The 19,834-nt window shown below is 57.4% G+C and carries 17 protein-coding genes and 1 tRNA gene; 10 read left to right on the top strand and 8 right to left on the bottom strand.

From position 1 onward, the window contains the following. Nucleotides 1-119: 119 nt before the first annotated feature. Nucleotides 120-1,508 carry a Na+/H+ antiporter NhaA gene (nhaA, locus tag QS713_RS07210; protein ID WP_313273959.1) on the bottom strand — a complete coding sequence of 463 codons (1,389 nt, stop codon included), beginning with the start codon at nucleotides 1,506-1,508 and terminating at the stop codon, nucleotides 120-122. Between the two features lie 142 nt (nucleotides 1,509-1,650). Between nhaA and QS713_RS07205 the strand changes: the two genes are divergently transcribed. The 3 genes from QS713_RS07205 to QS713_RS07195 all read left to right on the top strand — a co-directional run bounded on the left by QS713_RS07205 (nucleotide 1,651) and on the right by QS713_RS07195 (nucleotide 3,263). Further along, a tRNA-Leu gene (locus tag QS713_RS07205) sits at nucleotides 1,651-1,724 on the top strand. A gap of 83 nt (nucleotides 1,725-1,807) precedes the next feature. After that, nucleotides 1,808-2,722, top strand: a complete 915-nt coding sequence (locus QS713_RS07200) for a Bax inhibitor-1/YccA family protein (RefSeq protein WP_313273957.1) — start codon at nucleotides 1,808-1,810, stop codon at nucleotides 2,720-2,722. Between the two features lie 133 nt (nucleotides 2,723-2,855). After that, nucleotides 2,856-3,263 carry an FKBP-type peptidyl-prolyl cis-trans isomerase gene (locus tag QS713_RS07195; protein WP_376779575.1) on the top strand — a complete coding sequence of 136 codons (408 nt, stop codon included), beginning with the start codon at nucleotides 2,856-2,858 and terminating at the stop codon, nucleotides 3,261-3,263. Between the two features lie 21 nt (nucleotides 3,264-3,284). Here the strand turns inward: QS713_RS07195 and msrA are convergent, their stop codons facing one another. Then, complete coding sequence (gene msrA, locus QS713_RS07190) at nucleotides 3,285-3,914, bottom strand: peptide-methionine (S)-S-oxide reductase MsrA (protein WP_313273956.1); 630 nt, start codon at nucleotides 3,912-3,914, stop codon at nucleotides 3,285-3,287. 273 nt (nucleotides 3,915-4,187) lie between these two features. Between msrA and QS713_RS07185 the strand changes: the two genes are divergently transcribed. After that, complete coding sequence (locus tag QS713_RS07185; RefSeq protein ID WP_313273955.1) at nucleotides 4,188-5,576, top strand: AI-2E family transporter; 1,389 nt, start codon at nucleotides 4,188-4,190, stop codon at nucleotides 5,574-5,576. Nucleotides 5,577-5,745: 169 nt separating this feature from the next. Here QS713_RS07185 and greA read toward each other — a convergent pair whose 3' ends face one another. Both greA and trhA read right to left on the bottom strand, forming a co-directional pair. Then, the gene (greA, locus tag QS713_RS07180) at nucleotides 5,746-6,225 is read right to left on the bottom strand and encodes a transcription elongation factor GreA (RefSeq protein ID WP_102217141.1); all 480 of its coding nucleotides are present in this window, start codon (nucleotides 6,223-6,225) and stop codon (nucleotides 5,746-5,748) included. 190 nt (nucleotides 6,226-6,415) lie between these two features. Next, nucleotides 6,416-7,108, bottom strand: a complete 693-nt coding sequence (gene trhA, locus QS713_RS07175; protein WP_313273935.1) for a PAQR family membrane homeostasis protein TrhA — start codon at nucleotides 7,106-7,108, stop codon at nucleotides 6,416-6,418. 166 nt (nucleotides 7,109-7,274) lie between these two features. Here trhA and QS713_RS07170 point away from each other — a divergent pair, with 166 nt between their 5' ends. After that, nucleotides 7,275-8,042, top strand: a complete 768-nt coding sequence (locus QS713_RS07170; RefSeq protein ID WP_313273934.1) for an isoprenyl transferase — start codon at nucleotides 7,275-7,277, stop codon at nucleotides 8,040-8,042. A gap of 139 nt (nucleotides 8,043-8,181) precedes the next feature. Here QS713_RS07170 and QS713_RS07165 read toward each other — a convergent pair whose 3' ends face one another. Continuing rightward, a complete protein-coding gene (locus QS713_RS07165) occupies nucleotides 8,182-8,436 on the bottom strand; it encodes an exodeoxyribonuclease VII small subunit (RefSeq protein ID WP_313273933.1) in 255 nt (84 codons plus the stop codon). Nucleotides 8,437-8,494: 58 nt separating this feature from the next. Beyond that, nucleotides 8,495-9,802, bottom strand: a complete 1,308-nt coding sequence (gene xseA, locus QS713_RS07160; RefSeq protein WP_313274033.1) for an exodeoxyribonuclease VII large subunit — start codon at nucleotides 9,800-9,802, stop codon at nucleotides 8,495-8,497. A 167-nt stretch (nucleotides 9,803-9,969) separates the two neighbouring features. On the opposite strand from xseA, the gene QS713_RS07155 reads away from it, so the two are divergent. Next, nucleotides 9,970-10,980 carry a 4-hydroxy-3-methylbut-2-enyl diphosphate reductase gene (locus QS713_RS07155; RefSeq protein ID WP_313273932.1) on the top strand — a complete coding sequence of 337 codons (1,011 nt, stop codon included), beginning with the start codon at nucleotides 9,970-9,972 and terminating at the stop codon, nucleotides 10,978-10,980. 31 nt (nucleotides 10,981-11,011) lie between these two features. Here QS713_RS07155 and QS713_RS07150 read toward each other — a convergent pair whose 3' ends face one another. After that, nucleotides 11,012-12,025 carry a DNA recombination protein RmuC gene (locus QS713_RS07150; RefSeq protein ID WP_313273930.1) on the bottom strand — a complete coding sequence of 338 codons (1,014 nt, stop codon included), beginning with the start codon at nucleotides 12,023-12,025 and terminating at the stop codon, nucleotides 11,012-11,014. 119 nt (nucleotides 12,026-12,144) lie between these two features. On the opposite strand from QS713_RS07150, the gene ychF reads away from it, so the two are divergent. Then, nucleotides 12,145-13,230, top strand: a complete 1,086-nt coding sequence (gene ychF / locus QS713_RS07145) for a redox-regulated ATPase YchF (RefSeq protein WP_313273928.1) — start codon at nucleotides 12,145-12,147, stop codon at nucleotides 13,228-13,230. 231 nt (nucleotides 13,231-13,461) lie between these two features. On the opposite strand, the gene QS713_RS07140 is transcribed toward ychF, so the two are convergent. After that, the gene (locus tag QS713_RS07140; protein ID WP_313273926.1) at nucleotides 13,462-15,357 is read right to left on the bottom strand and encodes a potassium transporter Kup; all 1,896 of its coding nucleotides are present in this window, start codon (nucleotides 15,355-15,357) and stop codon (nucleotides 13,462-13,464) included. Between the two features lie 245 nt (nucleotides 15,358-15,602). Here QS713_RS07140 and QS713_RS07135 point away from each other — a divergent pair, with 245 nt between their 5' ends. Genes QS713_RS07135 through QS713_RS07125 form a run of 3 tightly spaced genes read left to right on the top strand, consistent with a single transcriptional unit; the run spans nucleotide 15,603 to nucleotide 19,698 of the window. Continuing rightward, nucleotides 15,603-16,586: an ABC transporter permease gene (locus tag QS713_RS07135; RefSeq protein ID WP_313273924.1), complete on the top strand. Its 984-nt coding sequence runs from the start codon at nucleotides 15,603-15,605 to the stop codon at nucleotides 16,584-16,586. Nucleotides 16,587-16,588: 2 nt separating this feature from the next. After that, nucleotides 16,589-17,554: an ABC transporter permease gene (locus tag QS713_RS07130; protein WP_102217132.1), complete on the top strand. Its 966-nt coding sequence runs from the start codon at nucleotides 16,589-16,591 to the stop codon at nucleotides 17,552-17,554. Further along, a complete protein-coding gene (locus QS713_RS07125) occupies nucleotides 17,551-19,698 on the top strand; it encodes an ABC transporter ATP-binding protein (RefSeq protein WP_313273922.1) in 2,148 nt (715 codons plus the stop codon). Before QS713_RS07130 ends, QS713_RS07125 begins: the two co-directional genes overlap by 4 nt. The last annotated feature ends 136 nt before the right edge of the window (nucleotides 19,699-19,834 follow it).

Genomic DNA, 19,834 nt, shown 5'->3' with positions numbered 1-19,834 from the left:
CTACCGTCGGCAAGCTCGGTCGCCTTACCCTTCTGCGGGATCAACCTGCATATTCCGGGGCCGTGGCCGCTTTGGTTGCTGAACCGTGCCGCTCAGGTTACCGAACTGTATAGCTCGGATTACCGAACCGTGCCCCGTGCATATGCGGCTGGGCCACGGGCGTGTAGCTTGGCGCGCCGGTGTACTGCGTACCCACCGAAGATTGCGGCGGATGCGGTACCGAGCATGACTCCCAGCTTGGCGTGTGGAATGTGCGCGCTGCCCTCTGGGAATGCGAGTCCGGCCACCAGCAGAGCGACTGTGAAGCCAATGCCCGCCAGGAGTGCAATCGCGTTAATGTCACCCTGGTCCACACCCGCGCCCAAACGTAGGCGAGTGAATTTCGTGAGGATAAACACGGAACCTGCGATTCCGAGTAGTTTACCGATGGGGAGCCCGAACAAGACGCCCAGTGCGACCGGATCAACTAGGGCTTCGTGGATCCCACCGGAGGAACGTATGTCTACCCCAGCGGCGAAGAACGCGAAGATCGGAACCACGATCCCCGCGGAAATCGGGTTCAGTTTTTCCGCCAGGTGATGCGACCACTGGGGTTCGCGCCTGCGCCGCGCCGCCGGAACCAGCAGGCCCATCGCAACCCCGGAAATGGTGGCGTGCACACCGGATACGTGCATGAACCCCCACGCGATCACCGCAATCGGGATGAGCGCCCACCAGTGCATGAACCGTTTTTGTACCAGCACGCCAAACAGGACGATTGCCAGAAGGGCGCAGCCGAGGGCGATGAAGTTCAGTCCGGTCGAGTAGGCAACTGCGATCACGATGATGGCGAGCAGATCGTCCACCACCGCGAGGGTAAGTAGGAATGTGCGGGCCGCGGGCGGTAGGCCCTTACCGAATAAGCCCAGTAGGGCAACGGCAAACGCAATGTCTGTTGCCGCGGGAATCGCCCACCCGTGGTACGCCTCCGAACCAGTGAGCACTTGCGTTAGTAAGTACACGGATGCGGGCCCCACCATGCCGAAGAACGCGGCGAGCATCGGCAGGGCAGCTTCGCGGATATCCCGCAACGCACCGGTTACGAACTCGGTTTTCAACTCGAGCCCTACTACGAAGAAGAAGATGGTCAGGATCCCATCGGCAGCCCACGAGTTTAGCGGCAAGTGCATGTGCAACGAAGCGGGTCCGATTTCGTAGTTGGCGATTGCCTCATATATCCCAGAAAAAGGTGAGTTTGCCCACGCCAAAGCCAGTAGTGCGGCGGCAACTAAAAGTAACCCAACTTTCGTTTCATCCTTCGTGGCCTGTGTGAACGCATTAGGGATCGAACGGATCCGCTCGCCAAAGCTTAGTTCGCGGCGCGGGTCAGTTGTGAACCGGTGGCGGCGCGCAGCTGATGACATGTAGGGGCGTTGCGTTTTGCGTAAAACCCCCTGATTGTGCCGGGAGGTCCGGATTATTGAGGGGTCCGCTTCGAATCTCCAGTGTCGTTTCCCATCGGACCACATGGTGTTAACCCCTCCGTTATTATTTGCGCTCGTTAAAATCTACCCACTAATACTAATGGTTCTTGCCCTTTGACGCGCCGTCCACTCAGAGCGTAATCACGAATGAGACTTATAGGCCTCAAATTTGTACAATAGAAACCACGCCCCCATAGCCCAATTGGTAGAGGCAATCGGCTTAAACCCGATCCAGTGCCGGTTCGAACCCGGCTGGGGGTACTGTCTTTAGCGGTTTTCCAGGTTGGATTTGTATATTTCTCGTAGATGCTTGAAAGATTTTGTTCTCGAGGGAAAGGGCAGTGATGGCGAACCCGGTAATGAACTCGCTCGAAAAAACGTTTACGTCCCGCACTCCGGCGGGGTACCCGACGATGCCAGGATACGAATCTGACGCTTCGGGGCAGTATGGTCAAACGGCGAGTGGGCCACGTTTTGAACGGCGTGCCCAGGCGGAACCGTCGGCGGGCTACTCTGAGGAAGATTTCGAGCAGGTCCAGAGCGCGTACTACGCGCCGTCCGCGGATGCGGTGGATCGCGGGGTCATGACGTATGACGACGTGATCGTAAAAACTGGTTCTATGCTTGCGATAGTGGTTGCCGCTGCGGCAGTTACGTGGCTGGTTGCAGCTGCGAACCTGGGCGCAGGTATGGCCATGTTGGCAGTGGGTGCGATCGCAGGTTTTGTGCTTGCGATGGTGAACATTTTTAAGCAGAAGATCTCCCCGATTCTTATCTGCCTCTATGCCGCGGCAGAAGGGATGAGTTTGGGTGGGGTTTCATTTATTTTTGAAACCACTTACCCCGGGATTGTGGTGCAAGCAGTACTGGCTTCGTTTGTGGTTACCGCGGTGACGCTGGTTCTGTTCAAGTCTGGGCGCGTGCGCAACAGTGCGAAGCTCAGCCGGATTGCGCTCATCGGTCTGCTTAGCTTGATTGGCTACCGCGTGCTCTCACTGATCTTGACGGCCACGAACGTTATTTCGGAACCGATCTCGAATCAAACCGTGTTTGGCATCCCAATTGGGGTGTTCGTAGGGGTAGTCGCAGTCGTGCTCGGGGCGATTTGCCTGATTGGTGATTTCGACGTGGCCAAGCGCGGCGTTGAGGCGGGGGCTCCGAAAGTGTACGCATGGCGAGTTGCGTTCGGCATTATGGTGACCCTCGTGTGGTTGTACCTAGAGATCTTGCGGCTGCTTTCGTACCTGCGCGATAACTAGGTCCATGCACCTGCGCGATAACTAGGTTCATGCACCTGCGCGATAACAAGGTTCATGCACCTACGCGATAACTAGGTTTATGCACCTGTGAGATAAATAGACTGAAAACTATTGACTAACGAGGGGAGTTCCCATGAGTGAAATTGTGAATGTATCCGACAACTTCATGCGCAAACCAACTGTCGAGTTCCTAGTGGACGAGGCTCCGGACGTGCTGGTTGTGGATGTGATCCGCGAGGGTGCGGGCCCAGAGATCACCGCGGGCTCGCAGATTTCCGCGCACTACCTTGGCCAGGTTTTTGGCGGTGAGGTGTTTGATAACTCTTACGATCGCGGGCAAACCTTGGATTTCACGGTCGGTGTCGGAATGGTAATCCCCGGTTGGGATCAGGGCCTGCTGGGAGTGCGGGAAGGCTCCCGAGTTGTCCTCTCGATCCCATCTGAGATGGGCTACGGTGACGCCGGGGTACCTCAGGCTGGTATTAAAGGAGGGGACACGCTCCTGTTCGTAACGGACGTGGTGAAAGTAAACCAGCGGTAGGTTAACCAAAATTTGCGCGGATTAAATGATGCCGATTGGGCACGTCATTCCATTTGGTCCGTGGTTACAGTACCCACCGGGTACGTGATGCAAATATGCCTGATGTGAGCCCTCTGCAAGGTAGAACGGGCCCGCTTCAGTGGATGTTGTAATCTCGGTTGTGATCTGCCCGTGACCCGCGTCCGCCAGAACTTTCTGGAATGCGTCGCGGGTCTTTTGCGCGGCCTGTAGCTGCCCGTCAGTTGTGCAGAACACGCATGAGCGATACTGACCGCCAATGTCGTTACCCTGCCGATCAGCTTGCGTGGGATCGTGGTTTTCCCAAAACACCTTCATCAACTGGGCGGCACTGACCTGGGTTGGGTCGTACACCACGCGCACAACTTCCGCATGTCCCGTAGCGCCCGTGCAAACCTCTCGGTAAGTTGGATTCTTCGTGGTCCCACCCATGTAGCCCGCAGCGGTGGCAATCACCCCGTCGACGTTCCAAAAGATGCGTTCCACACCCCAAAAACACCCCATCCCGACGTACAGGATTTCGTGCGGGTCCGCCCACGGACCATCGATAGGGGTACCCAGCACGGGGTGGTTACCGGGCGTGGCGTTCACCGGCCGGTCAGTCCCCGGAATTGATCCCTCGCGTGTGGCCATTTCGAACCTCCAAAAATTGATGGTTAAACGACGTGGCTTAAGACTACCGCTAAATCCCCAAGTCCGGTTACCTGGAACAGGCCGAGGCGGAACCCTGCGGGTTCTAGCAACAGGCACAGACGGTACTAGCCGATTCGGAACTGCCCGGTTTGAGCGGGGCTGGCCTAGCAGGAAGTGGAATGTGTGGTTCATCTAATTTGCGGGCGGAACCCGTCTCAAATGTAAATCTGTACTTAGCGGCTACGGTAACGCCGCTATACTTGACTAGAGTTAATGACCAGTCAATACGGAGGCGTTGTGCAAGAACCACAGTCCAAACCGACTCTTGCGGAGTTTCTTCAGCCCTTCAAAAAAAAGTATGCGGACCTGCGTGAGCGCAGGCAAGAACCGCGGGTTGTGCAGCGAGTTATATACGAGGGGGAACTCGCGGAACCGGAAGAGACAGTACCTCGGTCACTGCGGATGAGTGCAGAATGGGCGTGGCGTTTCCTAGTGGTTATCGCGGCGGTCGCTGTCGGGGGGTACCTGCTTTCGTACCTCACGCAGATCGTTATTCCCGTTCTGTTAGCGCTACTGTTCGCGGTGCTTTTGGACCCGGTGAACCGGTTCTTACAGCATTATCTGCATTTCCCCCGCACTCTGTCGGCAGCCGTGAGTTTACTGCTTGGTCTCGGGTTCGTGGTGGGCCTCGTCTCAGTTGCGTCAACGCAGATTATTTTGCAGGTGGGTACGCTCGCCCAGCGCGCGCAGCAGGGCGTGCGGGAGATCCTGGATTGGCTGGCGCAAAGCAATTTGGGGCTTAATGCGGACATTATTCACGGTTATGTCGCGCAGGCAACTGACGAGATTACGCAGTGGGTACAGGCGAACACGTCTCAACTCGCATCCGGTGCCCTGTCCGTAACGGCGTCGATTGGGACCGTTCTGTCGGGGTTGTTGATCGCCCTGTTCTGCCTGTTCTTCTTCCTCAAAGAAGGCCGCCGGATCTGGTTGTGGTTCGTCCGCATTCTTCCTGAGGGGGCGCGCGTGCCCGTGCACGAATCCGCGATCCGCGGGTGGATAACACTGGGATCTTACGCGCGCACGCAGATTCTGGTGGCAGCAATCGACGCGGTCGGGATTGGTTTGGGCGCCTACTTCTTGAACGTACCGCTGGTGATCCCCCTGGCTGTGCTCGTGTTCGTCGGTGCGTTCATCCCGATTGTGGGTGCGATTTCTACGGGAGCAATAGCGGTTATGGTTGCTCTCGTGGACCAGGGTTTGCAAACCGCGGTGATCATGTTCGTGGTGATTTTGCTGGTCCAGCAGATTGAGGGAAACTTCCTGCATCCTCTGCTGATGTCGAACGCCGTGTCTCTACATCCGATTGCGGTTTTGCTGGCGGTGGCTGCCGGTGGCTTCATGTTCGGTATTCCCGGGGCTCTGTTCGCAGTGCCGATCTTGGCGTTTGTCAACACGTCCGTGCTGTACCTGCATGGTTACGACAAGTTCCCGGAGGTCGCTACCCAAGAGGACCGGCCCGGGGGTAAACCCGGGGAGCTAGACGAACTGGTGCGGGGGACATACGATCCGAAGATGATGAAGGTGGATCCAGAGACAGAACAAGCGGATGCGGAACCGGTTAACCCGGAGGCCTATGAGGAAGCAACGAAAGAAGAATAGCCGGTGAGAGTGCGGTCGTTTTCGCCGGTTCCAAAACTGTCATTGGAGTCACTCTTAAAATGAGCATAGAAATGAGGCGGAGGTTAAACCTCCGCCTCATTTACTTGTATATTTCGCCTTTAAGCCGCCAATGAGCGGCCTTTCAGCTGCCCGCAAGCCGATATTTGCTTTAGCCTTTGAACGGTACCGCGTTGATGATCTTCACTGAGATCTCTTTACCGTTCGGGGCGTAGTAGCTAACTTCGTCGCCCTTCTTCGCACCAATGATGGCTTGCCCAAGAGGTGCGTCCGGCGAGTAGGTTTCCACGCCCAAGCCGGTGCCAGCCATGCGGGTGGCGAGTAAGAACTCGTTCTTTTGCCCCGCGATCTCAGCGGTGACCATCATGCCTGGTTCCACGACGCCATCATCCGCAGGAGTTTCCCCAACCTCAGCTTCCCGCAAAAGTGTGTCCAGCTGCTGGATGCGGGTCTCGTTCATGGACTGTTCATCCCGAGCCGCGTGGTAACCACCGTTTTCTTTCAGGTCACCCTCTTGCCGGGCGTTATCAATTTTCTTCGTAATCTCGTTACGCAAGGTCGTGGAGCGGTATTCCAGTTCCTCTTTCAAATGCTCGTAAGCATCTTGAGTGAGCCATGTCTTGTCTGCCATCAAGACCTCCTAATACTTCTAACAGGGCAATCAGAGATCAGCTCCGTGCCGTGCGTCATTTCCCCAAGTGGGTGATTTGACTTATTGGTGATTAAAAGCGAGGCCCCAACGGGACCTCGCGTTTAGTAACGGTCAATACCTTAGCAGGTTTACCGGGTAGGTGTTGACACCCACCGCCGCTTGAGGTGCTTTAAACAGCGGTGAGTACCGCCAGATACGCGGCAACACAGTGGCACACCCAGCCGGCGACCGTGAAGGCGTGAAAAATCTCGTGAAAACCGAATGCTCGGGGGGACGGGTTGGGCCACTTGAACCCGTAGACGAGCGCCCCCACGGTGTAGGAAAGCCCTCCGGCAATAAGAAGCCAAACGATTGCGGCGCCTCCGGTGTGCCACAAGGCGGGTAGGTACCACAATGCAACCCAGCCGAGCACCACGTAAATGGGGGTGACGAACCAGCGGGGCGCGCTCGGCCAGAACACGGCGGTGCCGATGCCCAAAGCAGCGCCGATCCACACGATGCTCAGCACGCGTGTGGCCGCTCCGACGTCTAGTAGCGCAACACAGATGGGGGTGTAGGTGCCAGCAATGAGTAAGAAAATGTTGGAGTGGTCAAAACGCCGCAGCAGCTGCTGTGCTTTCGGCCCCCAGTACAAGCGGTGGTAAAGAGCGGACACGCCGAACAGCAGCAGGGTAGATGCCAAGTAGACGACGGAAGCCCACCGCGTGGGAGTGGTGGGCGCGAGGATCAGCAGAACGAGTGCTGCTGCGAACGCCAGCGGGGTGGCAACTAGGTGGATCCAGCCGCGCAGTAATGGTTTTGCTGTTACCCGAGCGCGTGCCGCTGTGAGGTGCGGTCGCCACGGATGGCGGTAGGTTGTCATGAAACACCTGCTTTCTGGTTCGTTTTGACCTCAAGAATCGTGTTTTTGGATCCCGCACAGACCCATAACTTACGGTACCGTAACTTAGGCTCAGATTCGAGACCTCAGATATATTTTGATCCTCCAGTAAAATAAGGGTGAGTAACCGATCAAGTTTGGGGGAAGCGTGAAGAATCATCTGCTGTACCGCATTTACGAACGCCGGCTGGTGAAGCAACTGGCGAGCGATAGCATCCCTAAACACATCGGCATCATTTTGGATGGGAACCGGCGTTGGGCGAAACAGGCAGGTAACGCGGCAACGTACGGGCATCGCAAAGGGGCGGACAAGGTAACGGAAGTGCTCCAGTGGGCAGAAGAAACCGGGGTGAAAATCGTTACCTTATGGATGCTTTCGACGGACAATTTGGAACGCGACCATAAAGAGCTGGAACCGTTACTCGCGATTATTTCTGACACGTTCGCGAACTTAGCTGCGGATGGGCGGTGGCATTTACGCGTGGTGGGGGACATGTCTTTGCTGCCCGAATCGGTGGCGCAGTCCCTGTGCAAAACGGTGGAGTCGAATCAGATTGAAGGCCCGGATAACCGGATGACGGTGAATGTGGCCATTGGTTACGGTGGCCGGCACGAGATCACGGATGCAGTCCGGTCGTTACTGCGTGATCAGTCTGCGAAGGGAATGACGATCGACCAGGTGGCGGACGTGCTCACGGTTGACGACATCGCGGACCACTTGTACACGCGGGGTTTGCCGGATCCGGACCTGGTGATCCGCACGTCGGGGGAGCAGCGTTTGTCGGGGTTCCTGCTGTGGCAGTCCGTCCATTCGGAATACTATTTCTGCGAGGTGTACTGGCCAGATTTTCGGCGCGTCGATTTCTTGAGGGCCCTGCGCGATTACGCGCAGCGGGAACGGCGGATGGGTAAGTAGGTATCCCCCGCGGGACTGTGTCGGTGCACTAGCGCGGGGCGAGTTCGGGGCTGCGGTGGCGCGGAACGGCAGTCAGTATTGCAAGAATCGTAGCTGCTAGCCCGATGTGGACACGCATACTGCATTGGGTTCGTCGCTGCTATTGTTGTGCGGGCTCGGGGTCTGCGGTCTGCTGCGTGGTGTCGGCTTTGGTTGCCGCTTCCATGCGGGCTTGTGCACTGTCAAGGATGGATTCGCAGTGGCGCGCTAGTGCTTCCCCGCGTTCCCACAGCGCCAAGGTTTGTTCGAGGGGGGCTTGTCCCCCTTCTAGTTTGCGAACAATGCTTACCAGTTCGTCGCGCGCAGCTTCGTACGATAGCTGTTCCACTTCGGGTGCTTGGTTGTTGTCAGTCATGAATGTCCTCTTTCGTATCTGTATTTTTATTTGTCACTAAAGCCTGCGGGCTCGTGTGTTAAGGCTGAGTCAGTTCTTCTTCACCGGGGTTGGTTCCTGGTTTTTCGCCAGGATTGGTGCCGGATTTTTTGCCAGGGTTGGTGCCGAACACTGTGACAATCATTGATCCGCGGGCGAGTGTCGCTTGCAGGATCTCCCCCTTTTTCACTTGCGCCGCGTCCGTGAGCACACCTGTTCCGGGGGCTTTCAAAATTGAGTACCCGCGTTCCAAAGTTGCTTGAGGGCTCATGGCCCGCAGTGATGCCAAGGCGGAAGCTAGCTGGGTGCGGGCCGCAGACAAGCGTTGGCTCGCGGTGTTGCGCAGGCCAGTTAGCGCTTGCTCAAGGGTAGCGCGGTGGCCTTGCAGGGAGGCGGTTGGGGAAGTGAAAACTGGACGGGAGGTCAGCAGCTCAAGGTGGTTGCGTTCCACCCCGATGCGTCCCAGTACTGCTTGACGCAGTCGTGCGCGTGCCTGCGCCAACCCGTCACCTTCCGCTTCCAGGTCAGGTACCGTTTTTTTCGCCGCATCCGTTGGGGTGGAGGCGCGCAGGTCCGCCGCCAAGTCCAGTAGTGGTGCGTCACCTTCGTGGCCGATCGCGGACACAATCGGGGTGTGCGCGTCCGCCGCGGCGCGCACCACGATTTCTTCGGAAAACGGCAGGAGGTCTTCCACGGAGCCGCCGCCGCGCGCCACAATAATCACATCCACGTGTTCCAGCCCGTCCAGTTCCGTGATCGCACGGCTCACTTGCGCAGCAGATTGCGGGCCCTGTACCAGAACTTCACGAATCTCGAACTTGGTTGCGGGCCAACGCAGCCGAGCGTTAACAATCACGTCGTCTTTCGCCTTGGCGTTCCGCCCGCAGATTAGCCCCACGGTGCGTGGGAGAAACGGAAGGGGTTTCTTGCGGGAGGCTGCGAATAGGCCTTCTGCGTCGAGTTTTTTGCGTAACTGTTCGATTTGCGCCAGCAGGTTGCCAACGCCCACCGGGTGAATCTCTTTTGCCTGCAGGTTGAGCCGCCCAGAGCGGGTCCAGAACACTGGTTTTACGCGCGCCACAATCCGCGACCCCGCGGTCAAATTTCCTTGGGTTTGCGCGATCACCGTGCCAAAAGCGGTCATGTTCATAGACACGTCGGCGTCCACGTCGCGGATAGTTAGAAACGACATTTTTGTGGGCGGACGTTCGTTGAACTGCACCACTTGCCCCTCGACCCACAGTTCCGACATGCGCTCCACATACGCTTTAATATTCTCGCTCAGTAAACGCAGGGGCCACGGATTATCCCGCGTGGTGTCGCGCGCCATTTTCGCCAACGGTTTCATTTCTGCCACGCCTCCCACTATCTCACACGCGCATTAACTACGTTGCCTCCCCTGTGGATGTTGCCTGTGCTGTGGATATCGGCTGGCTGCCACGCGGTTTTTGTGAGGTGAGTGGTCAGGCGGATGTGGGGCAGAGAAAAACTGTATCGGAAGGTAGATTAAGAGGCGTGAGTGAAACGACTGGGAAGAAAATTCTGCTGGCCTCTCCGCGTGGCTACTGTGCGGGTGTGGACCGAGCGGTGGATGCGGTAGAGAAAGCGTTGGATCTTTACGGCCCACCGATTTACGTGCGTAAAGAGATCGTTCACAACCGCTATGTGGTCGAGACCCTCAGTGAACGCGGCGCGGTTTTTGTAGACAAGACTGATGAAGTGCCTGAGGGCGCGCGCGTGGTGTTCTCAGCCCACGGGGTGTCTCCCGCGGTGCGTAGCGAAGCCACGGCCCGGAACTTGAGTACGATCGATGCCACGTGTCCTCTCGTGTCTAAGGTACACAAGGAAGCGATCCGCTTCGCGAAGAATGATTACGACATCATTTTGGTCGGTCACCAGGGGCACGAAGAGGTGGAAGGCACGCAGGGAGAAGCACCTGAACACATACAGGTGGTTGGTACCCCTCAGGAAGTAGATCAGGTGCAGGTACGGGACCCCGATCGGGTGGTGTGGCTGTCGCAAACTACGCTGAGTGTGGACGAAACGAAAGAAACGGTGGCGCGGTTGCGTCAGCGGTTCCCGAACCTGATTGACCCGCCCAGTGACGACATTTGTTACGCCACGCAGAACCGGCAGGAAGTGGTTAAGAGAATCGCTCCGAACGTGGATGTGATGATTGTGGTGGGGTCTGCGAACTCGTCTAACTCGGTGCGGCTCGTGGAGGTGGCGCTCGACGCGGGTGCCCCCGCGGCCCATCGGATTGACAAGGCCAGCGAGTTGGATGCAGATTGGCTTGCCGATGCCCACTGCGTGGGTGTTACGTCCGGGGCTTCTGTCCCTGAGATCCTGGTGCGCGACGTGATCAAGAAACTACAGGGCTTAGGCTACCCGCAGGTGGAAGAGGTAAAGACCCGCACAGAAACCATTACGTTCCAGTTACCGCGCAACCTCCGGACAAAACTGCAAAATGCAGGGAAAACCGGGGCGGGTGCGAAACGCGTGCCAGGCCCCGACCACACCTGCTAAACAAGCAGCCACGCTTGGGAATGCGAGCTGACTAGTTGTCGGTTTGCGGTTTCGGTTGGCGCAACGGTTCGTCCACATTCGGGGGAGTATCCGCAACCCGGTCTGAGACTGCTCGGATGCTGCGGGCGGTGACCAGCAGGCGACCTTCAAGCGACCCGATGGTGGCGTTGTAGTGTTTGGCAACGGCGCGAATACTGTCGCCTAGGCTCACCAGGTGGTTCGTCACCACATTTAAACGATCAACGAGTGTGTTGCCGAGCTCGAGTAGAGCCTGCGCGTCGTCGTTAACTTCTTGTCGGGCCCATAGGCTCCCTACTGAACGCAGCAAAATCATGAGGGAAGCGGGCCCGGCGATAATCACGCCTGCGCTCAGTGCTTGTTCAAACAGCGTGGGGTCTTCGTCGAAAGAGGCGGCGACAAGCGCTTCGGAGGGCAGGAACATGATGGTGGAATCCACGCTGCCTTCCACTAGTTGCGGGTAGGTGCGGCGCGCGAGTTCTTGCACGTGCCGGCGCACTGCCCGCACGTGTTCGCGCATGTAGGTGCCGGCTTGCTCGTCGTCTTCACGGGCTTTCAGGTAGGCGTCGAGGGGGACTTTCGCGTCGATTACCAAGCTTGATTTCGCGGGGAGTTGCACCACCACGTCGGGGCGTTTCCCACCTGCAGAGACCTGCTGTTCGAAATCTATGTGGCGGGTTAAGCCGGAAGCTTCCAGCACGCGTCGCAAACTGACTTCACCCCACGTGCCCCGTTTGGGGGATTGTCGCAATGCGGAGTCGAGCCCGCTGGTTGCCTCTAGGATCATCCGGTTTAGGTTCTGGGTTTGACGCAGTTGTTCCCCAAACGTGCCCATGCTTTGCCCCTGGGTGACTTCCATGTGTTGCACGTGTTGGCCGAGTGCGCGAATGGAGTCGTGAAGCGGGCCCAGGTCAACTGGTGGGGTTGGGGTGGTGTCGGTGTGCGGGCGGGAGCGTCCGAGCGCGTAGCCGACTGCACTGCCAATTAGCAGGCATATTAGGGCGATTATCCACGTTGCAGTTTCCATATGGTTATTGAATCAAGTTGGTCTAGTGGTGCCAAATAGGGGGTTGGTTTGACGGCTGTTCCCAGTTGGGAATGCAGGGCGTTATTCGTGTTTTCTTTTGCGGAGGGTAGACTGTTCGCGTGGCTTTAACGATTGGTATTGCAGGATTGCCTAACGTAGGCAAGTCGACGTTGTTCAATGCGCTCACCCGCGCAACCGTGTTGGCGGCGAACTATCCGTTCGCAACGATTGAACCGAACGTGGGGGTAGTGCCTTTGCCTGACGCGCGGTTGAACCGGCTAGCGGAGATTTTTGATTCCGAACGGATCCTGCCAGCCACCGTGTCTTTCGTGGACATTGCGGGGATTGTGAAGGGCGCTTCCGAAGGTGAGGGGATGGGCAACCAGTTCCTTGCTAATATTCGTGAGGCACAGGCAATCTGCATGGTGACACGCGCGTTCCAGGATGCTGACGTGACCCACGTGGACGGCAAGATTGATCCGAAGTCTGATATTGAAACGATTGAGACGGAACTGATTCTTGCGGATATGCAGACGTTGGAGCGGCAGATTCCGCGTCTTGAAAAAGAAGTGCGGGGCCACAAGACGGATGCGGCGGTGCTGTCGACGGCGCAGAAGGCCTTGCAGATCCTTGAGGACGGACAGTTGATTTCGCGAGCGCTACCGGGTTCGGATTTGGATCCGGAGGTTGTGGCCACGTTCCAGTTGATGACCGCGAAGCCGTTTATTTACGTGTTCAACATGGATGCGGCCGGCATGGACGATGAGGCTGCGCAGGCGCAGTTGCGCGACCTAGTGGCCCCGGCAGAAGCAGTTTTCTTGGATGCTCAGTTCGAAGCGGAACTGGTGGAGCTCGACGAGGATGAGGCGCGGGAGATGCTGCGTGAATCCGGGCAGGACGAGTCTGGGCTAGACAAGTTGGCGCGCGTTGGGTTCGACACGCTGGGTTTGCAAACCTACTTGACTGCTGGGCCCAAAGAAGCACGGGCGTGGACTATTCACAAGGGGTGGACGGCACCTCAGGCAGCTGGTGTGATTCACACAGATTTTGAACGCGGCTTCATTAAAGCGGAAGTGGTTTCGTTTGAGGATCTGGATGAGCTCGGTTCTACCGCGCAGGCGCGTGCGGCTGGGAAGATCCGGCTCGAAGGTAAAGACTACGTGATGCAAGACGGGGACGTTGTCGAGTTCAAGTTCAACGTCTGAGCCGAGGTTAACCACCTGCGTCTTATCGACGCGCTTAGTTGATTAACACTCCCGTGCAGTCGGGTAGCTCTCCCCGTGCAGTCAGCGACGCGATTAGCTTTACCAGCGCAACCAGACAAGTTGGCTAACGCTGCTAGAACTTGATGCGTTCGCACATACTTGCGCGTTAATCCTCCACGGGCTCATGCGCAAACTCGGGCTCCACGGGCTCATGCGCAACTTGGGCACGCGTTAAACTTCCACTGACGCGCCCACTACGATGGTGCGGTCCAGTGGCAGTTTGAAACTTTGGGTTCGGTTCGCGCCCATGCGTTCTAACCAGCGGAACAGTTCACTGCGCGCGTACCTCACGCCCTTGTCCTTGCCCGGTTCAATCCGATAGGTGGACAGCACGTACTGGGCAATCGTTGGGTCGATTCCGAACTCCGGGTGGGCGCTACACATCAGCTGCACCGCGGCAGGTACGTTCTGAGAATCGTTGAAGCCCACCCGGTAGTTCATGTGGATTATCCCGTAGGTCTGGTCGCCGCGAGTCGTCACTTCCACTCGGCGTGTGTGGCGCACATGCGGCACCCCAATGTGTTTAATCGTCACAATCACAATGTGGTCGTGTAGCACGCGGTTGAACAGCACGCTTGAACGCAACGCTAAAGGCGCTGTGGTGGGGTTGCCGTGCGGGTAAATGGCGACGCCAGATACGCGTCGCACACCCCGGGCCTTAACGGTCGAAATGAAATCCGATAGGGGGCCTTCCAGTTCCGCGCGGCGGCTGAACACGATCTTGGATCCCTTCTTCCAAGTCGTCATGATGATCACCATCATGATCGCCACCATGAGGGGGAGCCACCCGCCGGTCGCTAGTTTTGCGATATTCGCGAGGAAGATCGCAACCTCAACAGACCCAATTGCGAGCGCAACCAGCGCGATGCGCCAAACCGGCCAGTGCCAGATTGTGCGGGCCATCAGCAGGAACAAGCTCATCTCTAAAATCAGTGTGCCAGACACCGAGAAACCGTATGCGGACGCCAAGTTCTGGGAACTTTGGAAGATCAAAACCAGGGCCATTACAGCGATCCACAGCATGTGGTTTACGGCCGGTAAGTAAATCTGCCCACCCATGCTCTTACTGGTCTGCAGTACCTTCAAACGTGGTAGGAACGACAGCCGGGACGCCTGTCGGGACACGGAGAATGCCCCTGAGATTACGGCTTGTGATGCGATGACTGTGGCGAGGGTAGCGAGGATGACGAGGGGTAGTTGCCCCCAGCGGGGCGCGAGCTCAAAGAACGGGTTATTCAGCGCCTCGGGGTGTAGCAAAAGGTTCGCACCTTGCCCCAGGTAGTTCAAAATGAGCATGGGGAACGCAAGGGTGAACCACGCGATCACAATTGGGCGCCGCCCAAAATGCCCCATGTCGGCGTAAAGGGCTTCCACACCGGTGACGGTAAGCACCACGGCGCCAAGAGCTAAGAACGTGATAAACGGGTGCGCAACCGCCAGCCGAAGCCCCGGCATGGGGGACAGTGCCCATAAAATCGATGGATTGTCAAGGATTGGGCCCAGGCCCAGCCCACCGAGGGTGAGGAACCAACAGCACATGATAGGGCCGAACGCCACGCCAATGCGTCCCGTTCCCCAGCGCTGCACAAAAAACAGGAGCGAAAGAATCACGATCGACGCGGGGATCACCCAGTGGGAAAACTCCGGGTTCGCCACCTCGAGCCCCTCCACCGCACTCATTACGGAAACCGCAGGGGTAATCAGGGAATCACCATAAAATAATCCCGCTCCCATAATCGCTATGAACGTTGCAACTACGGCGCGGGGATCGGCTTTCCCAAGTCGATGTCGAATCAAAGAAACAAGCGAGAGGATACCACCCTCACCCTTATTATCGGCACGCATAATAAAGGTCGCGTAACCAACCGACACGATAATAATTAAGCACCAAATAATCAGCGAAAGTACGGCAAGAATATCTTCTTCGGTAGGTTTTAAAGCCCCATTATGTAACGTAAATACTGCGTGTAGGGAGTACAGAGGGCTCGTGCCCAAGTCTCCGAAGACTACGCCAAGAGCGCCTACCACCAGCAAGGGAAGAGGAGTTGCCCCCTTTTTACTCAGCATGGATCAAAACTATACACCTGTGCCTGTAGAAAACATAGTGTGTTAATCACATGCAGAACTATCCGATTAATGGGAGTAAAAGGCGCGCCGTCCAATCGTGTGCTAGTCTGCAAAAAAACATCTGAAGAAGAGATGGATTCTTCTTTAGATGTGCTTAGACAAGAAATGAAAATCCGTTGGTGCCCACGCACTCTCCCTCATACAATGTGGTGTTGCCAGGGGTGGCATATTTGAAGGACGGGCTTATGTTCTTCTATTTACTAAGAAGAATAGCGAACTATGCGGTGTTGCTTTTCGTTGCCGTGTCGCTCGCATACCTCATCGCGGCTGTTTCAATGGACCCGAAAGCGGCGTACGACCTGTCCAATCCCAACCTGGATTGGGCGTTGATTGAACGCACTTTGACTTCGTACAACCTTTCGGACAGCATCCCACTGACAGACCGCTACATGCACTGGCTGCAGTCCATTGTGACCAGCTGGGACTGGGGGAAAACCCCGAAAGGAGAGTCGGTTAACGAGATCATTTCGATCCGCATTTGGGTGTCGGTTCGCCTAATTGTAATCGGATCGCTAATCGGCATGGTCGGTGGCGTGGCGGTTGGTGCGTGGACGGCGACTAAGCAGTACTCGTTTGCGGACCGGTTGATCTCACTGCTTTCACTGGTGGTCATCTCCACTCCCGTGATCGTGCTCGCAACCCTACTTCAGGTGGGGGCAACGCAGTTCAACGCCGCTACCGGCACGCAGTTCTTCGAGTTCGTGGGGGAAACCGGGCAGATAGGCAGTTATCCGGGAGCGGCGATAGTAGATCGGCTCCAGCACCTGTTACTGCCCACCATCTCCATGTCCCTCACCGGTATTGCCAGCTATTCGCGGTATCAACGTAACCTCATGCTCGACACGCTGGGGGCCGACTACGTTCGCACTGCCCGCGCAAAAGGCCTGTTTAAAACCAAAGCGGTTATCCGCCACGCGCTGCGCACCTCCATGGTGCCGATGGCCACGTACTTCGCGTTCGCGGTTGCCACCCTGTTCCTGGGGGCCACGGTTACGGAAACGATTTTCGGCTGGCACGGCCTGGGCCAGTACTCGGTTGAGTCCATTATGAAACAAGACATTAATGGCACCGCGGCGGTCGTGGCCTTCTCTGGGGTTTGTACGTTAACCGGTGCCATCCTTTCCGACGTGCTTGTAGTGCTCGTTGATCCGCGAGTGAGAGTGAGCTAAACATGTCCGAACAAGTAACTAGCGCAGCGCACGCGCAGCCACCTTCAGCGGTGGAAGACGAGGCCGCTCAGGTAGTGGACCCCTCCACCCAAGAGGGCAAGCAGATGACCCGGCGGGCACTGGTGATGCGGCGGTTCGCCAGGTCAAAAACAGCGGTGGTGGGCTTAATCGGGTTCTTCCTGATTGTGCTCCTAGCCATTATCGGCCCGTTCCTCAGCCCGTGGAACTTCGCGGATGTCGACAACGTCTCTTTCTTGCAACCCCCGTCGGGTGAGCACCTGTTTGGAACCACACAAGGGGGACGTGACGTGCTCGCATTAACCCTGGAGGGGCTGCGCAAATCCCTCCTAATTGGCGTGTGCGTATGTCTGATCCAAACCGTGGTCGCAGCCCTCGTTGGGTCTGCTGCGGCGTATTTTGGCAAAGTGGTTGACAAAGTCCTGCTCTGGGTCGTGGACTTGCTGTTGGTGATCCCCTCGTTCCTGCTGATCGCCGTGATCTCGCAACGCGGCGGCGCCTCAAAAGGTTCGATCGTGACGTTCATTATTCTGCTCGCCGCATTCGGGTGGATGCTTACCGCCCGCGTGGTGCGGTCGATGACGCTCGCGGTGAAGGATCTGGAGTACGTGCGGGCAGCGAAGTTCATGTCCGTCCCCTCGTGGGTGATTATTACGAAACACATCATCCCGAACGTGGCGTCCTATTTGATTATCGACTGTGCTCTGGGGTTCGTAACCGCTGTTATGAGTGAGACCGTCCTGTCTTACTTCGGTTTTGGTGTCCAGGCGCCAAACACGTCTTTGGGCAAGTTAATTGCTGAGGGCCAGGCGTCCGCCACAACGACACCCTGGGTGTTCCTCGCGCCCGCCACAATCTTGGTGTGCACACTTATTTGTGTGAACTTCATTGGGGATGGTTTACGCGACGCCCTCGATCCCTCATCCAAATCAGGAGGTCATGCAGCATGAGCAGCAAAACTAAGCAGCAGGCCGCGACGGAAGCGGTTCCGCAGCGGCAAGAGGGCGTGCCCGTCCTCGAGATTGAAAACTTGAATGTAACTTTCCCTTCAGAAGACGGTAATGTGCACGCGGTGCGGGGGGTGAACCTGCACGTGAACGCCGGGGAAGTGCTCGGCATTGTTGGGGAATCCGGCTCGGGTAAGTCCGTGACGTCGATGGCGGTGATGGGCTTGTTGGAGGAGTCCGCGCGAGTTAAAGGCAGTGTTCGACTGCATGGAACGGAACTGTTAGGTAAGTCGGACCGGTGGATGTCGGATGTGCGCGGCAAGAAAGTGGCGATGGTGTTCCAAGACCCGCTGTCGGCCCTCACGCCCGTGTACACGATTGGCGATCAGATTGTGGAGGCCTTGCGGATCCACCAGAACATGACGAAAGCGCAGGCGGAAGAACGCGCGGTAGAGCTACTTGACCTGGTTGGGATTCCGAATCCGAAGGGGCGGGTGAAGTCGTTCCCACACGAGTTCTCCGGCGGGATGCGCCAGCGCGTAGTGATCGCAATGGCGATTGCGAACGATCCGGATTTAATTATTGCGGACGAGCCGACCACAGCGTTGGATGTGACGATTCAAGCGCAGATTCTTGAGGTTCTAAAAACCGCGCAGCAAGAAACGGGTGCGGCGATTATTTTGATCACCCACGACCTGGGGGTTGTTGCGGGCTTGGCGGACCGGGTGGCGGTAATGTACGCGGGCCGGTGTGTGGAGTCGGGGACGGTGAATGACATTTTCTACCGCTCATCCATGCCGTACACGATTGGCCTGCTGGGGTCTTTGCCGCGACCGGATATGACGCGGGATGAGGCGTTAGTGCCGGTTGAAGGTAACCCGCCGTCCATGTTGACGCCCCCTACGGCGTGCCCGTTTGTGCCGCGGTGCCCGCTGGCTAATGACGAGTGCCGCAAGGGGGAACCCGAGTTGAAGGCGGCGCCGGAAGTGCCAGCGGAGCAGGCGGGGGAGCAGGACGTGCACCGGTTGGCGTGTGTGCGTGCCCCGGAAATTAGTGAGCACAACTGGCAGTACCGCGAGATTTTCCCGGTGCCGGAGGCGTACACTCCCTCTGCGCTCGATGAGGACCGCAATAAGCGTGAGGAAGTGCTGAGGTTAGAGAATGTCCGCAAGTACTTCCCCCTCATGAAGGGCGCGGTGTTTAAGAGGCGCGTGGGTACTGTGCATGCCGTGGATGGGATTTCGCTGGATATTAAGGCCGGGGAAACGCTGGGGCTCGTGGGTGAGTCCGGGTGTGGGAAGACCACCACGCTGCTGGAAATTCTGGATTTGAAGGCCCCGGAGGATGGCCGCATCGTAGTGCTCGGTAAGGATACGGGGCAGATGGACCGTTCGGAACGCAAGCGCGTGCGCCGGGATCTGCAGGTCGTGTTCCAAGATCCGATGGCTTCGTTGGATCCGCGCATGCCGATTTACGACATTATTGCGGAGCCACTGAAGTACAACGGGTGGAAGAAGAAGGACATTGACGAGCGGGTACACAAGCTGATTGAAACTGTTGGTTTGGAACCGTCGCACTTGAATCGGTATCCGCGCCACTTCTCAGGTGGGCAGCGGCAACGCGTGGGGATTGCCCGTGCGTTAGCGTTGCGTCCTAAGCTGCTGGTGTTGGATGAGCCCGTATCGGCCCTGGACGTGTCGATTCAGGCGGGGGTCATTAATTTGCTTGAGGAATTGCGGGCGAAACTGGACCTGTCGTACCTGTTCGTCGCCCACGACCTCTCGGTGGTGCGGCACATTGCGAACCGGGTGGCGGTTATGTACTTGGGGCAGATTGTGGAGATCGGGGATGTGGATGAGGTCTTTGACCATCCGCGCCACCCGTATACGCAGGCGTTGCTGTCGGCGATTCCGATTCCGGATCCGAAGAAGGAACGCAGTCGTGACCGGGTGCTGCTGCAGGGGGATTTGCCTTCACCAGCGAACCCGCCGTCGGGTTGCCGGTTCCGCACGAGGTGCCCCAAGTTCGCGGCGATGACGGATGAGCAGCGGCGGCCTTGCTTGGAGCAGATGCCGCAACTGAAATCTGTGGAGAATGCGGATAGTGCAAACGCGTGCCACTATCCGCAGACCGCGGACGTGTTCTAGCTTCAGTGCCGGTGGTGGGGGCCACCGGCGCATGAGGTTACATTTAGGTAAATTTCGATCAAAGAATGAGACAACGGCTTACAGGTGGCTGAACATTCTATACATTGCACCTAACGCGTTCCATCAACCCGGTGGG

The sequence above is a fragment of the Gleimia hominis genome (genome assembly GCF_032085515.1).
GTDB lineage: Bacteria > Actinomycetota > Actinomycetes > Actinomycetales > Actinomycetaceae > Gleimia > Gleimia hominis.
This window is presented reverse-complemented; position numbering and strand designations above follow the sequence as displayed.